The following is a 14,387-nucleotide window of genomic DNA, read 5'->3' as shown; positions in this document are numbered from 1 at the left end:
ACGGGATGCCCGGCGCCGACAGGGAACGGAGGTCAGCTGGTCCAGAGGACCGGGCTGTCGGTGTACGCGTCACCCTCGTCGAACGAAGCGGCCGCGACGGGCTCGGTCTTCGTGGCGCTGAGCGAGCAGGTCTCGTACGACGCACCCTTCGTGGTGAAGTCGCGGGGGGCCGTCTCGCTGTCGCACTTGCCCGGGAGGTCGCCGATCAGGATGACACCCGTGGGGCCGCCGCCCGCCAGCTGCCCGCGCAGCCTCAGCGACGCGTACGACAGGTCGGTGCCGCCGACGTTCTCCACCTTCATCCGGATGTAATAGGGCGTCATGCCCTTCGCCTTCGCGCCGAACTTGTCCATGTCGGCCTCGGCGCCCTTCTCGATCGCCGTGACCGTCACGGCGATGGTGCCCTTCTTGTCCGTCCCGTACGTGAACGGCAGGACCGCCTTGTCGCCGACCTTGAGCTTCGAGCCCGGTGCGGTGACGTCCCCGTCGGCCGGAGCGGCGCCGTCGTCGCTGGGCTCCGCGGACGGGCTCTCGCTGCCCGGATCGGACGACGCCGGGGCGGAGGCCGACGGTGAGTCCGGTGCCGATGCCGAGTCGTCGCCGTCGTCGCAGGCCGTGAGCCCGAGCGTCATGGCGGTGATCGCGGCAGCGAAGACGATGCGTCCCTTGTGTGTCATTTTTGACCTAACTGTCAGTGAGGGCTGCCCCGCAGGGCAGCCGGAGCGTTCAACGACTGGGCGCCCCGGTGACGGCGGTCCGTCACCGGGGCGCGCCGTGACGCGTCTCAGGATGCCGGTAGGAATGACACAGGCCAGCCACAGGCATGCGACGACTGCGGCACGACCCGGCCCGGCGCGTTGTCAGTTCCCCAGGTCCGCCGGCTGGTCGTAGCTGAACATCGACGTGAACATGTGCGCCGGGACCTCCGCGAAGTCCAGCACGATCACCGCCCACTGATCTCCACGAGCAGCTCTTCGCCCCTGATACCGGCGGGCACACCGTCTCGCCCGATGCCGGCGCCCTGGTGGTCGACCGGCGGAACGGCAAGGTGGGCGTGGTGATGGGACATGTGGGGCCGTATGTGCAGCTTGGCGAATTCCAGGAATTCCGAATGTGTCAAGCGGCTTTGTCGTGCGGGGTGAGCCTCAGGTCGCTGGGGCGGCGATGGTGACGGTGGGCTCGTCTCCGCCGGCGAGGTGCACGTCCACGGTGAGGTCCAGTGCGCGGGCCAGGCGCATGATGACCGCGATGGGTGGCAGTTCGGTGGCTGTCTCGATGCCTTCGATGTCATCGACGTCGACGTGCATGCGCTCGGCGAGGTCGGCCTCGCTCAGGACCAGCTGCTTACGCCGGCTATGGACGGCTTTGCCCAACGTCATGGCGAGACCGGCCTCTTCGTAGACCCGGTCGTACTCGGGGTCGGCGTCCAGGTGTTCGCCCAGCAGCCGGCGGTGGTGACGGGTCCTCCATTCGCTGTGGTTCATCGGTTCTCCTTCAGGTTACGGCTGTAGAGGCCGTGCTCGGTGGCGGCTTTGTGCTCTGCCTCGCACAATCGCTGTGCGGCGTGGGCGAGGTCCACTTCGGCCTGCTCGCGCATCTTGGTCTTGCGGAACACGGTGAGCAGCACGACGCGTCGGCCGGGCGCCAGCCAGTAGGTGATCCGCTGATGGGCATCGCCGAGGCGGAAGCGCACCTGATATGTGGCACGGGGGTAAGAGCGCGACTTCGCAGTTCAGGCCGTGTGCCGTTGCCGCGATCGCAGCACACCGGCGTCGCACGCCCCTGTGGTCTTTCGATGAGCGGCCCGAGAACGGTGGCCCCCGGAGTACGCGAAACGGTCCAGGGCCTCCTCGACATGGCCCGCGGCCTGGACTCGCCAACCTGCTGACGGACGACACCGTGCGGCGCGAGAGGGTGGTCACCCAGTGGGCCGCCCTGCTCGACGGCGCCCTGGACCGACGGCACCGGAGGCCACACGTGACACGTACGCGCGACACCCCCGCACCCCGGCGACGCCCCTGGTACCGCTCCGCACCGACGAGCTCACGCACCTTCGTGCTCGGAATGTGCATGGCGGTCGGCGGGATCGCCGGCTCCATCCGGGGCGCCATGGAAGGCGCGCGGCTCCTCGAAACCGCCGGACTGCTCGGACTGGGCCTGCTCGGAGTGCTGCTGACGGTCGCCTGGATCCTGAATCACTCCACGAAGCGGTGACGGCCGAGGCAGGCCGCCCCCGCCGCACGGAGGGGTGCCCGTGGAGGCCGTCCGCCCCCAGGGGCGCCCGCCCCGCCCCGGTCAGTTCCCCAGGTCCGCCAGCTGGTCGTACCCCTCGATCGAGCGGGGGTCGCGCGTGCCCGGGCCGATGTACGTCGCCGAGGGGCGTACCAGGCGGCCGGTGCGCTTCTGCTCCAGGATGTGCGCCGACCAGCCCGCCGTGCGGGCGCAGCTGAACATCGACGTGAACATGTGCGCCGGGACCTCCGCGAAGTCCAGCACGATCGCCGCCCAGAACTCGACGTTCGTCGCCAGGACACGGTCCGGGCGGCGCGCGTGCAGCTCCTCCAGGGCGGCCTTCTCCAGGGCCTCCGCCACCTCGAAGCGCGGCGCGGCCAGCTCACGGGCCGTACGGCGCAGGACGCGGGCCCGGGGATCCTCGGCCCGGTACACGCGGTGGCCGAAGCCCATCAGGCGCTCACCCTTGTCCAGCGCCTGCTTCACGTACGCCCGGGCGTCGCCCGTCCGCTCGATCTCCTCGATCATGCCGAGGACCCGGGACGGGGCCCCGCCGTGCAGCGGGCCCGACATGGCGCCCACCGCGCCGGACAGCGCCGCCGAGACATCCGCGCCGGTCGAAGCGATGACACGGGCGGTGAACGTCGAGGCGTTCATCCCGTGCTCGGCGGCCGACGTCCAGTAGGCGTCGACGGCCTTGACGTGCTTCGGGTCCGGCTCGCCGCGCCAGCGGATCATGAACCGCTCCACCACGGACTCCGCCTTGTCGATCTCGCTCTGCGGGACCATCGGCAGCCCCTGGCCACGGGCCGACTGGGCGACGTACGACAGGGCCATCACGGCGGCGCGGGCGAGGTCGTCGCGCGCCTGCTCGGCATCGATGTCGAGCAGCGGTTTCAGGCCCCACACCGGCGCCAGCATGGCGAGCGCGGACTGCACGTCGACGCGGATGTCGCCGGAGTGCACGGGGATCGGGAACGGCTCGGCGGGCGGCAGACCGGGGTTGAACGCCCCGTCCACCAGCAGACCCCAGACGTTGCCGAACGACACATGGCCGACGAGGTCCTCGATGTCCACGCCGCGGTAACGGAGCGAGCCGCCTTCCTTGTCCGGTTCGGCGATCTCCGTCTCGAACGCGACGACTCCTTCAAGTCCGGGTACGAAGTCGGACATCGGGCGGCTCCCTCGAATCGGCGGCTGCGATACGGCCACAAGGGCCGCTCCACGATACTGGCGGGTTACCTCGGTGCGGGGAAGGGTGACGTCCGGCACAGCCCGCGCGGCTCGCGGACCGTCGGTCGAGCCCCTCCCGCGGGGATTCCGGCCCGCTGCGGCAGGATGGCCCCGTGCCCACAGCAGATGCCACTCCGTCTTCCGCTTCCGCCTCCTCTCGCGTCCCGTCATCCGATTGCACCACCGATCCGGCCACGATGCGCGAGCAGTACCGCTCCGAGGACTTCATCGAGAAGGACCTCGCCGCGGACCCCATGGACCAGTTCGCCCGCTGGTTCCGCCAGGTCGCCGGGGGCGGCGCGCTCCACGAGCCGAACGCGATGGTGGTCTCCACGGCCGGCCCCGAGGGCCGCCCGTCGTCCCGGACCGTGCTGCTGAAGCAGTACGACGACCGCGGCTTCGTGTTCTTCACCAACTACGGCTCCCGCAAGGGCCGCGAACTGACGGCGAACCCGTACGTCTCGCTGCTCTTCCCCTGGCACCCGCTCGCCCGCCAGGTCATCGTGACGGGCACGGCGTCCCGCGTCGGACGCGAGGAGACCGTCGCGTACTTCCGCACCCGCCCGCACGGCTCCCAGCTGGGCGCCTGGGCCAGCGACCAGTCGACGGTGGTCTCCTCCCGCCAGGAGCTGGTCGACCGCTACGAGGAGCTGGCAGCCCGCTACCCGGAGGGCGAGAAGGTCCCCGCCCCGCCGCAGTGGGGCGGCTTCCGCGTCGTACCGGACACGATCGAGTTCTGGCAGGGCCGCGAGAACCGCCTGCACGACCGGCTCCGCTACGTCCGTGAGAGCCCGGCCGCGGACTGGCACGTGGAGCGCCTCTGCCCGTGAGCGCCTGAGCGGCCGGCCCCGCTCCCGGCGGCCCGGACACGCCCCGGACATGCCCTGGACATGCCCTGGACGTGCAGAAACCCGCAGGCTCTGGTCCCTCCTTGCGGAGGAGCCGGCCGGACTTACCGGCGAGCCTGCGGGTCGGTGACTGCTTGGGATTGGCCGGCGACCGGCCTGCACTGCAAAGAGCGCGACGACGGGCGTCAGCCCGCAGTCACCTCACGAGTCCGAGAAGAAATCACTTCCGGAACACCTCCTTTCTTCGCTGCCCACAGCCTAGGAACGTCCCCCGGCGCCACACAAGCGAATTAACGGATCCATCGGTGGACACCGGATTTCCTGGAAGTGGCTGTGTGGTGGCTCACGTTCGAGTTCAATGGTCTGACGTGCGGCAATGCGGAACGCGAAGCGCAATACGCCCTGCAGGAGGTACGGAGTGAGTGCTTCCAGGAGCACCGGGACCACCGACGCGCTCGGCCCCGACGAGGACCCCGAGCGGGAGCCGTCGGCGGCGATTCCGGGGTCCCGGCTTCTCGCCGCGCTGCTCGACGGCATGGATGCCGCGCTCTGCGCGTTCGACGCCCACGGCACGATCACCCACTGGAACCGTGAGGCCGAGCGGATCCTCGGCTGGAGCGCCGCCGAGGCCGTCGGGCGGCGGGGCTTCGCGGGGTGGGCCGTGCGGAGCGCGGACGCGGGGGACGTGCAGGGGCGGCTGCTGGCCGTCATGGAGGCGCCGGGGCGCCAGGTCCACGAGTTCGCGCTGCTGCGCAAGGACGGCGGGCGTGTCCTCGTACGGACCCAGTCGTCGGGGGTGCGCGGCGAGGACGGGAAGCCCGCCGGGGTGTACTGCGCGTTCAGCGAGGTGCACGCGCAGATCGATCTGGAACGGTCCATCGCGATCGGTGAGGCCCTCTTCGAGGACGCGTCCTGGGGTGTCGTCGCCGTCGACGTCGACCTGCGTCCGACCGTGGTCAACGCGTACGCCGCGCGGGCGCTGGGCGGCGGGCGCACCACGCCGCTGGGGCGGCCGCTGGGCGAGCTGATCGTGCAGGGCGTCGAGGATCTGGAGGGTGCGCTGCAGCATGTGCTGGCCGACGGTGCGCCGTCCGCGCCGGCCGAGCTGTGGGTGACCCTGCGGACCGCGGAGGGGGAGCGGCGGCGCTGCTGGCGCAGCGGGTTCCTGAGGCTGGCCTCGCCGCTGGCGGAAGAGCCTGTTCCGCTGGGGGTCGGCTGGCTGTTCCGGGACGTCACGGCGGCGAAGCTCGCGGAGCAGGACGCGGACCGGGTGCGGTTCCGCTCCAACCAGCTGCACCGGGCGGCCCGCCAGGCGGCGGAGTGCGAGGACCCCATGGAGGCGGCGACCACGTCGCTGGACTACGCCCTGGCGGGGTTCGCCGACCATGTGGTGGTCGATCTGCTGGAGGACCTGGCGGTGGGGGAGAAGCTCGTACGGGCCGCGTCCACGCCGGCCGACGCGCCGGGCCCGTGCCTGCCGGTCTCCGGCGGTTCGCTCCCCGTGCGGTACGCGCCGGGGCACCCGGCGCTCCAGGCCGTGGAGCGTACGGGTTCCGTACGTGCGGTGGCGCCGGCCGGTGCGGGCGAGACGTGGGCGGTGGAGCACCGGTGGCCGGGTGACTCGGTGCACGCGCTGTGCGCGGTGCTGCGGAGCCGGGGGCGGACGCTGGGCGTGGTGACGTTCCTGCGCGCGGCGAACCGCAGCGCGTTCGAACGGCCCGATGTGATGTACGCGGAGAGTGTGGCGGTCCGGGTCGCCTCGGCGGTCGATCTGGCCAGGCTGACGGCCGGGCCGGAGGGCTGAAGGGGCCCGGGCCCGGCGACTCGGTGCCGGGCCCAGCGCCTCGGTGCCGGGCCCGGTGCCGGTCCGCCCGGTGCCGGTCCGCTCAGTGCCGGTCCGCTCAGTGCCGGTCCGCTCAGTGGCGGTAGAAGATGCGGTCGCCGTACTCCCGCATCACGCGTCCGTTCCACTCGTGGCCGCCGTCGACGTTGCCCGAGCGCAGCAGCGGCGGTTCGATGCCCCGGGCGACGAGCTCCTCTGCGGCGGTGGCCATCATGGCCTGCATCAGTGCGCTGGTGACGACCGTCGACGCGGGTGCGAACGGTGCCTCGACGCCCTCCGCGCTCAGCTCCGCGTCGCCGATCGCGATCTTGCTGTCGAGCACGATGTCGCAGTGGTCCCGGAGGAATCCGCCCGAGACGTGCCGGGACTTGGTGCCCGTCGTGTACGCGACGGAGGTGACCCCGACGACCGTCAGGCCGAGCGCCCGCGCGTTCTGCGCCATCTCCACGGGCAGTGCGTTGCGCCCGGACAGGGAGATGATCACGAGGAGGTCGCCGGCCCGGGCCGGGCTGGAGTCGAGCACCGCGCCCGCCAGGCCGTCCACCCGCTCCAGCGCGGAGCCGAGCGTGGCCGGCATGACGTCGACGCCGACGGTGCCGGGCACGGCGAGCAGGTTCATCAGGGCCAGTCCGCCCGCGCGGTAGACGACGTCCTGGGCGGCGAGCGAGGAGTGCCCGGCGCCGAAGGCGAAGAGCCGGCCGCCCGCGGCGACGGTGTCGGCGATGGCGGCCCCCGCGGCGGCGATCGACCCGGACTCCTCGTCACGCACCCGCTCCAGCAGGCCGATCGCTGCGTCGAAGAACTGACCGGCGAGCTTGCTGTCGCTCATCGAGGAGGCCTTTCCTGCGGGGGGTGGGGCGGGGTGCGGGGCCCGTGCGGTGCCCGTGTCGCGGATCACGTTGCGGTCTGGACCAGTGGGCTGTCAATAGCGCCGTGGACGGGCCGTCGGCACCGACTCCCGACGGCGGGGCACGGTTGTCGGTGCTATGCGTCAGAATTGGGGCAGGGCCATCGCACGACGACTTCATGTCACAGCATCGAGGGGCACGTATGTCCGGACTGATCGATACAACGGAGATGTATCTCCGCACCATCCTCGAGCTCGAAGAGGAAGGCGTGGTCCCCATGCGCGCCCGGATCGCCGAACGGCTGGACCAGAGCGGTCCGACGGTCAGCCAGACGGTGGCGCGGATGGAGCGGGACGGGCTGGTCCAGGTCGCGGGCGACCGCCATCTGGAGCTGACCGAGGAGGGGCGCCGGCTGGCGACGCGGGTGATGCGCAAGCACCGGCTCGCCGAGTGCCTGCTCGTCGACGTCATCGGCCTGGAGTGGGAGCAGGTCCACGCCGAGGCCTGTCGCTGGGAACACGTGATGAGCGAGGCCGTGGAGCGCCGGGTGCTGGAGCTGCTGCGGCACCCGACGGAGTCTCCGTACGGGAACCCGATCCCGGGGCTGGAGGAGCTGGGCGAGAAGTCCGAGGCCGATCCGTTCCTGGACGAGGGCATGGTGAGCCTGGCCGAGCTCGACCCGGGCGCGGAGGGCAAGACCGTGGTGGTGCGCCGGATCGGTGAGCCGATCCAGACCGACGCACAGCTGATGTACTCGCTGCGGCGGGCGGGCGTGCAGCCCGGCTCGGTCGTCAGCGTGACCGAGTCGGCCGGCGGGGTGCTGGTCGGCTCCAGCGGTGAGGCGGCCGAGCTGGACGCCGAGGTCGCCTCGCACGTCTTCGTCGCGAAGCGCTGAGCAGTACGTTCGTGCGCGCCGGTGCCCTGCTCGCAAGTGCAGGCGCCGGTGCGGATGCACGTGCAGATGTGGGCGGGTAAGACCGCTTTCTGTTTTCCGCCCGGAATCGCAGCGCCCGGGCGAAACGCGTGCCAGGCTGTGGCCAGGCATATGACCTGAGGGTGCCGGCAGAGGCTGCCGCGCGGTCGGGGAGGGAGCAGGGAATGCGCCCGTCGCACTGGCACGTGCACCGTGAGGTGGCTGCCGGGCTTTCCCACGCCCCCGTTCGAATCGCCCCGGATGCCCTTCACGCCGCTCCGGTGGGCCTTCGTGCCGCTCCGGCGGCCGGGCGAACCCTTTCAGCGGTCCCCCATGATCGCGGATCCATGTGTTCCGGAACGCTGGACGGCCTCGGCGCCCGAGGGTGCCGAGGCCGGTCCTCCCCTGCGCTGACCTGGAGCCCCGAGCTCTCGAGGTCAGTCCCCGCGGACCCCTGTCCCCGAGTGGTCCGCTTCCCGGAGAAGGTCTCCCCCGGGAGGCCGTCATCAATCCTGAACCGCTGTCACTCAAACGTGGGAAGTTGCGAGCCGGAAGCGAGTTTTCGAATAAAGGTTCGATAGCCTGGCGGGCACGCACACACGGTGATCGAGGACCAGAAGGGGGTGCCAGAACCTATGGTGCGGCGCATCGATGTGACCGGATCGGACGGGGTACGCCTCGCGGCCTGGGAGTTCGCCGATCAGCCCAAGGGGCGCCCGGAGACCGGGCAGGCCCCGGGGATCTTAATGCTCCACGGGCTGATGGGCCGGGCCACGCACTGGGCCTCCACCGCCCGCTGGCTCTCCGAGCGCCACCGGCCGGTCGGCCTCGACCAGCGGGGCCACGGGCGCAGCGACAAGCCGGCCGACGGCCCGTACACCCGCGACGCCTACGTCGCGGACGCCGAGGTCGCGATCGAACAGCTCGACCTCGGCCCGGTCACCCTGATCGGGCACTCGATGGGCGCGCTCACCGCCTGGCAGCTCGCCGCGAAGCGCCCCGACCTCGTCAAGGCGCTGATCATCTGCGACATGCGGGCGTCCGCGCTCGGGGCGGCCTCGCAGCGCGAGTGGGAGGACTGGTTCAACTCCTGGCCGCTCCCCTTCGCGACGCTCGCCGACGTACGGAAGTGGTTCGGCGAGGACGACCCCTGGGTGGAGCGGCCCAATCCCTCGCGCGGTGAGTTCTTCGCGGAGGTGATGGCCGAGAGCGCCGACGGCTGGCGGCCCGTCTTCTCCCAGGAGCAGATGCTGACGTCCCGGGCCACCTGGGTCTACGACGCCCACTGGGAGGAGCTGGCGCAGGTGCGCTGCCCCACCCTCGTGCTGCGCGGGATCGACGGGGAGCTGGGCAGGGCCGAGGCCCAGGAGATGGTCCGCGTCCTGCCCCGCGGGCAGTACGCGGAGGTGGAGGACGCCGGCCATCTCGTCCACTACGACCGGCCCGAGGGCTGGCGCAGGGCGGTGGAGCCCTTCCTGGAGCGCCTCGCCGACGGCTTCCGGGACGACCGGGAAGCCGTGAGCCCCTGATCCCTCACGCGCCCCGGCGCCCGATCCCTCGCGTACCCCGGCGCCCCGCCCCGTGAGCCGGTCCCTCAGCCCTTGCTGACCGCGGCCAGGATCTCCGGGAGCCGGCCCGCCGTGCGCGGCGCCGCCAGCCGTACGCCCAGCCACCCGATGAACGCCCCGTACACCGCGCCCACCGGCAGCAGCAGCCACAACCGGTCCTGGTGGTCCGCCACATGCAGCCAGATCGTCAGCGCGATCACGGGCCCGCTGAGCACCGCGGCCGCGATCATGCCGCCGAAGATGGAGATCCAGGCGAGCCCGGCCTGACCCGGCACGACGTTCTTGAACGCCCCGTCCTGGGGGATCGAGTACGGGAACTGCGCCGAGGCCAGGGCGCCCGTCGCCAGCATCGCGCCCAGCAGGGCGAACGACAGCCCCATGGCCCCCGGCAGCGCCGTCCAGTTCCCGAGCACCGCAGCGGTCACCACCGTCACCAGGACCGTGTACGGCAGGGTGATCAGCAGCAGCGCCAGGGCCCGCGCCCGGAGTTCGACATAGGCGTCCCTGGTCGAGGAGATGGACAGCGCCACCATCCAGAAGGCGGAGGTGTCCTGCCCGAACTGGTTGTACATCTGCATGCCGAGCATCCCGGCCGCGAAGCACGCGAAGTAGACCGACCCGGACCCCTGCACCGCGTTGAGCACGGGCACGATCAGACCGATCGCCAGCGCCGTCACCCAGGACGCCTTGGTCTTCGGGTCCCGTACGACGTACCGCAGACTCCGCTGCATCACCGTTCCCGTGCGCCCCTCGGGCAGCAGCGCGAAGAACCCGGAGCCGGCCCCGTCCCCGCGCGACCGGCGGGCCGACGGCTCGGCGGCGGCGAGCGTGGAGCCGTCCGGCGACGTCATCAGCTTCACCAGGCTCCGCTGCCACAGCCACATCAGGCCGCCCAGCGCGAGCACCGAGATCAGCAGCTGGCCGAGCGCCGTCCCGTACGACCCCTCGGACGCGGACCCCACGGCTCCGAGGGCCGAGGCGGGGGGCAGCCAGCGCACCACGTCCGCGACCGGTTCCAGCGAGGACAGCCCGCCCGCCCGGCCCAGGCGCTGCGCGCCGAAGTTGACGAACTGGATGCCCACCGCGATCACCAGCCCGCTGAGCACCGCGAGGTCGCGGCCCTTGCGCGAGGTCAGCAGCCGGATGTTGGCCGTGGCGACGGACCGCGCCAGCGCCACACAGACCAGCAGCGTCAGTGGCACGGCGAGCGCACCGAACACCACCGCGGCCGCGCCGTGCGCCACCGCGATCACCGAACCGAGGGTCAGGGCGAGCGTGAAGAGCGGCCCGATACCGATCAGCGAGGCCACCAGCAGCGCCCCGATCAGGGGGCGGGGCCGCAGCGGCAGCATCACCAGCCGGCTCGGGTCCAGGGTCTCGTCACCGCTCGGGAAGAACAGGGGCATCACCGCCCAGCCCAGCGCCACCACCGCGGTCAGCAGCACCACCAGGGTGCCCGCCTGCGCATGGCCGCGCAGGGCGACCAGACCGATCACCTGGGCCACCGCGAACAGCAGGGTGACGACGAGCGAGGCGACATAGGCGGCCCGCCGCCCGGAGGACTGGCGCAGCCCGTTGCGCAGCAGCGTCAGCTTGAGCCGTACGAAGACGGGGACGATGCCCCGGCCGGGCACGGCCGGGACGGCGGAACCGGCGGGCGCGTCCAGCACCGTCATCGGGCACCGCCCAGCCAGTCCAGGGAGTCACCGGTGTCCCGGGCCCCCGCGCCGACGAGCTCCAGGAAGGCGTCCTGGAGGGAGGCCGCCCCGCCGCGCACCTCGGCCAGCGTGCCCTGGGCCCGGATCCGGCCCGCCGCCATGACGGCGACCCAGTCGCAGAGGGACTCGACGAGCTCCATCACATGGCTGGAGAAGACCACGGTCGCGCCGGAGCGGGTGTAGCGCTCCAGCACCCCGCGGATGGTCTGCGCCGACACCGGGTCGACGCCCTCGAAGGGCTCGTCGAGGAACAGCACTTCGGGGTTGTGCAGCAGGGCGGACGCCAGCCCGATCTTCTTGCGCATCCCGGTGGAGTAGTCGACGACCAGCTTGTGCTGCGCCCCGGCGAGATCCAGTACGTCGAGGAGCTGGGTGGCCCGCTTGTCGACCTCGGCGCCCGGGAGCCCGCGCAACCGTCCGGTGTAGCCGAGGAGTTCGCGCCCCGAGAGCCGCTCGAAGAGCCGCAGGCCCTCCGGCAGCACCCCTATCCGGGACTTCACCTCGACCGGGTCACGCCATACGTCGTGGCCGCCGACCTCGATCCGCCCCATGTCGGGCCTGAGGAGCCCGGTCACCATCGAGAGCGTGGTCGTCTTCCCCGCGCCGTTGGGGCCGACCAGGCCGATGAACTTGCCCGCGGGCAGGTCGAGATCGATCCCGGAGACCGCGACCTGCTCCCCGAACCGCTTCCACAGCCCCTCCACCCGCACGGCGGGCGGTGGCGCCGGAGCCACCCCCGCCGTGTCGGTCCCGCCCGCACTGTCCGCCTGGTCCGGCATGGCACTGCCCTTCGCTATCCCCGCGTGTGGGGACCACCCTACGAAAGACGTGTGCGGGCGTCGGCCGTCTCCCGTGCGCAGGCGTACGCGAGCGGGCTGATCAGCTCGTCCGCGCCGGGCAGCCACAGATCGGCGCGGGAGGGGCCCCGGGCCCACTGCACGGCGCCGCGGCCCGCCACCCGGGTCGGCGGCGCGGCCACGTAATCGCCCTCGCCGCGCCCCACCAGGCCGATCGCCGCGGTGTCCCAGCCCAGCTGCCGTACGAGCCCGGGCGCCTTGGCCGCGGTGCCCGGCAGGGCGAAGAACAGCATCCGGCGGTCCGGGGTGCGGGTCACCGGGCCCAGCGCGAGGCCCAGCCGCTCCATCCTCGCCAGGGCCAGGAACCCGGCGGACTCCGGTACGTCCAGGGCGTCGAAGGTCCGGCCGGCCGGCAGGAGCACCGACGCCCCGGGCTGCCTGGACCACATCCGGCGGGCCGCGGCGGCGCTGCCGGTCGCCAGGCCCGCCCAGTCCGGCCCGGCCGGGTGGGCTCCGGGGGCGGCGCAGCCCGTGTCACCGCACGAGCAGCGCTCCGTCCCTCCGGCGGCCTCTAACCAGGTACCCGGGAACACGTCCCAGTGCCGCTCCTGGGCGTACCGGGCGGCGGCGTCGATCAGCTGTTCACCTCGCTGTTGGGGGATCCGGGCGGCTTGCGTCACTCCGATGGGCTCATCCACGCCCCGCTCAACTCCCGGCGTCACCAAGGGTTACGGGCGCGCGTGCGCCCTTCGGGAGGGATCGATCCTGCATATGGGGCGCACGGGTGCATGGCCGGGGGCGCGTGGGAGGAAAGGCACCGATGTGCGGGTAGCCAGGTGCAGGACTGCGCCAACTCGCCACCGCTCGTACCCGATACAGATGAATATGCGCATTTCTTGTGCCGTGCCGGGCAGTGATCCCTTCATCGAATCACTGCGGTCTCAGGGGGAAATATGGCAGCCAGGCCTCTCGTCGCCCGCCAGCCGAACGAACGGCTCCAGACGCTCATCCAGGAGGCGGCGTGTTCCAACGCCGGCCTCGCCCGCCGGGTCAACATGGTCGGGGCGGAGCGGGGGCTCGACCTGCGCTACGACAAGACCTCCGTGGCCCGGTGGCTGCGCGGGCAGCAGCCACGCGGCAGGGCGCCGGGCATCATCGCCGAGGCGATCGGGCGGAAACTCGGCCGCACGGTCACGATCGACGAGATCGGCATGGCCAACGGCAAGAGCCTGGCCTCCGGCGTCGGCCTGCAGTTCGCGCCGACCGTGCTGGGCGCCGTCGAGCAGGTCTGCGAGCTCTGGCGCAGCGACGTGGGCCGCCGTGACCTGCTGTCCGGATCGGCGGTGGCCGCCTCCGCCCTGGTCGAGCCCAGCCGCGACTGGCTGATCACGGGCGCCGACCCGCAGGTGGCGCGGACGGCCGGGAGCCGGGTCGGCATGCCGGACGTGGCGGCGGTGCGGGCGATGACGGCCGCGCTCGTCGACCTGGACCACCGCTTCGGCAGCGGGCACGTGCGGCCCGTCCTGGTGCACTACCTCAACAGCGTGGTGTCCGGGCTCCTTTCGGGGTCGTACCGCGAATCGGTCGGCCGTGAGCTGTTCGGCGCGGTCGCCAGACTCACGGAGCTCGCCGGGTACATGGCCGTCGACACGGGCCAGCCGGGTCTCGCCCAGCGGTACTACATCCAGGCGCTGCGGCTGGCCCAGGCGGCGGGCGACCGGGCGTACGGGGGCTATGTGCTGGCCGCTTCGATGAGCCACCTCGCGGCCCAGCTCGGGAACCCGCGTGAGATCGCCCAGTTGGCGCGGGCCGCGCAGGAGGGCGCTCGGGGGCAGGTGACCCCGCGGGCGGAGGCGATGTTCCACGCGGCGGAGGCCCGGGGGCACGCGCTGATGGGCGATGCCCGCACCTGCCAGGTCGCGGCGGGCCGGGCGCTGGCCGCCCTGGAGCAGGCCGACCCGGAGAAGGGCGACGACCCGGACTGGATCATCCACTTCGACGCGGGGTACCTCGCGGACGAACTGGCCCACTGCCACCGGGACCTGGGGCAGGCCGAACCGGCCGCCCGCCGGGCGAAGGAGGCCCTGGCGGCCCTCCCGGAGTCCCGGACCCGGCGCCGGGGCATCGGCCTGGTGCTGCTGGCCTCGGCGCAGGTGCAGCAGCGCGAGGTGGAGCAGGCCTGCCACACGGGGCTGCGGGCGATGGAACTGCTCGGGACGGTGCGCTCCAGCCGGGGTGCCGAATATCTCGACGACCTCCAGCAGCGGTTCGAGCCGTACGCCGACGAGCCCGCGGTCCGGGAGTTCGGTGCCAGGCTGGAGCTCCAGGCCGCCTGACCGGCGTATTCGGCGAGTTGACCATGATCAGCGCCGTGGGCGCCGCATGTG

13 protein-coding genes and 2 pseudogenes are annotated in these 14,387 nt (G+C 72.2%); 6 read left to right on the top strand and 9 right to left on the bottom strand.

Annotation, left to right across the window (positions count from 1 at the left end; translation table 11 throughout):
* Nucleotides 1–32 precede the first annotated feature (32 nt).
* The 4 genes and pseudogenes from ACIRD8_RS08850 to ACIRD8_RS08835 all read right to left on the bottom strand — a co-directional run.
* On the bottom strand, nt 33–677 hold the full coding sequence (locus ACIRD8_RS08850) for a hypothetical protein (protein WP_403988173.1): 645 nt from the start codon (nt 675–677) through the stop codon (nt 33–35).
* Between the two features lie 266 nt (nt 678–943).
* Entirely contained in the window at nt 944–1,120 is a 177-nt protein-coding gene (locus tag ACIRD8_RS08845; protein WP_403988171.1) for a hypothetical protein, read from the bottom strand.
* Nucleotides 1,121–1,145: 25 nt separating this feature from the next.
* Complete coding sequence (locus ACIRD8_RS08840; RefSeq protein ID WP_403988169.1) at nt 1,146–1,484, bottom strand: helix-turn-helix domain-containing protein; 339 nt, start codon at nt 1,482–1,484, stop codon at nt 1,146–1,148.
* A pseudogene (locus tag ACIRD8_RS08835) lies at nt 1,481–1,696 on the bottom strand (type II toxin-antitoxin system RelE/ParE family toxin); the annotation flags it as partial. The gene ACIRD8_RS08840 and the pseudogene ACIRD8_RS08835, both read right to left, overlap by 4 nt.
* A gap of 123 nt (nt 1,697–1,819) precedes the next feature.
* Here ACIRD8_RS08835 and ACIRD8_RS08830 point away from each other — a divergent pair.
* Nucleotides 1,820–1,953 (top strand): annotated as a pseudogene (locus ACIRD8_RS08830) (TetR/AcrR family transcriptional regulator); the annotation flags it as partial.
* 342 nt (nt 1,954–2,295) lie between these two features.
* Here the strand turns inward: ACIRD8_RS08830 and ACIRD8_RS08825 are convergent.
* The gene (locus ACIRD8_RS08825) at nt 2,296–3,405 is read right to left on the bottom strand and encodes a citrate synthase 2 (protein WP_403988166.1); all 1,110 of its coding nucleotides are present in this window, start codon (nt 3,403–3,405) and stop codon (nt 2,296–2,298) included.
* 257 nt (nt 3,406–3,662) lie between these two features.
* Between ACIRD8_RS08825 and pdxH the strand changes: the two genes are divergently transcribed.
* Together pdxH and ACIRD8_RS08815 are read left to right on the top strand one after the other, a co-directional pair.
* Entirely contained in the window at nt 3,663–4,295 is a 633-nt protein-coding gene (pdxH, locus tag ACIRD8_RS08820) for a pyridoxamine 5'-phosphate oxidase (protein ID WP_403988163.1), read from the top strand.
* Between the two features lie 436 nt (nt 4,296–4,731).
* Entirely contained in the window at nt 4,732–6,117 is a 1,386-nt protein-coding gene (locus tag ACIRD8_RS08815; RefSeq protein ID WP_403988160.1) for a PAS domain-containing protein, read from the top strand.
* Between the two features lie 112 nt (nt 6,118–6,229).
* Here the strand turns inward: ACIRD8_RS08815 and ACIRD8_RS08810 are convergent, their stop codons facing one another.
* The gene (locus tag ACIRD8_RS08810) at nt 6,230–6,985 is read right to left on the bottom strand and encodes an SIS domain-containing protein (protein WP_099173970.1); all 756 of its coding nucleotides are present in this window, start codon (nt 6,983–6,985) and stop codon (nt 6,230–6,232) included.
* A gap of 221 nt (nt 6,986–7,206) precedes the next feature.
* On the opposite strand from ACIRD8_RS08810, the gene ACIRD8_RS08805 reads away from it, so the two are divergent.
* Together ACIRD8_RS08805 and ACIRD8_RS08800 are read left to right on the top strand one after the other, a co-directional pair.
* A complete protein-coding gene (locus ACIRD8_RS08805; RefSeq protein WP_099173969.1) occupies nt 7,207–7,899 on the top strand; it encodes a metal-dependent transcriptional regulator in 693 nt (230 codons plus the stop codon).
* Nucleotides 7,900–8,552: 653 nt separating this feature from the next.
* Nucleotides 8,553–9,446: an alpha/beta fold hydrolase gene (locus ACIRD8_RS08800; RefSeq protein ID WP_403988691.1), complete on the top strand. Its 894-nt coding sequence runs from the start codon at nt 8,553–8,555 to the stop codon at nt 9,444–9,446.
* Nucleotides 9,447–9,511: 65 nt separating this feature from the next.
* Here ACIRD8_RS08800 and ACIRD8_RS08795 read toward each other — a convergent pair whose 3' ends face one another.
* Genes ACIRD8_RS08795 through ACIRD8_RS08785 form a run of 3 tightly spaced genes read right to left on the bottom strand, consistent with a single transcriptional unit; the run spans nt 9,512 to nt 12,698 of the window.
* On the bottom strand, nt 9,512–11,161 hold the full coding sequence (locus ACIRD8_RS08795; RefSeq protein ID WP_403988157.1) for a transporter: 1,650 nt from the start codon (nt 11,159–11,161) through the stop codon (nt 9,512–9,514).
* Entirely contained in the window at nt 11,158–11,982 is an 825-nt protein-coding gene (locus ACIRD8_RS08790; protein WP_403988154.1) for an ABC transporter ATP-binding protein, read from the bottom strand. Before ACIRD8_RS08790 ends, ACIRD8_RS08795 begins: the two co-directional genes overlap by 4 nt.
* A gap of 38 nt (nt 11,983–12,020) precedes the next feature.
* On the bottom strand, nt 12,021–12,698 hold the full coding sequence (locus tag ACIRD8_RS08785) for a bifunctional DNA primase/polymerase (RefSeq protein WP_403988151.1): 678 nt from the start codon (nt 12,696–12,698) through the stop codon (nt 12,021–12,023).
* A gap of 255 nt (nt 12,699–12,953) precedes the next feature.
* On the opposite strand from ACIRD8_RS08785, the gene ACIRD8_RS08780 reads away from it, so the two are divergent.
* Nucleotides 12,954–14,336, top strand: a complete 1,383-nt coding sequence (locus ACIRD8_RS08780) for a transcriptional regulator (RefSeq protein ID WP_403988148.1) — start codon at nt 12,954–12,956, stop codon at nt 14,334–14,336.
* The last annotated feature ends 51 nt before the right edge of the window (nt 14,337–14,387 follow it).

The organism is Streptomyces sp. NPDC102451, assembly GCF_044765485.1.
Taxonomy (GTDB): Bacteria; Actinomycetota; Actinomycetes; order Streptomycetales; family Streptomycetaceae; genus Streptomyces.
The sequence above is the reverse complement of the archived record's forward strand: the minus strand, read 5'-3'. Positions and strand labels throughout refer to the sequence as shown.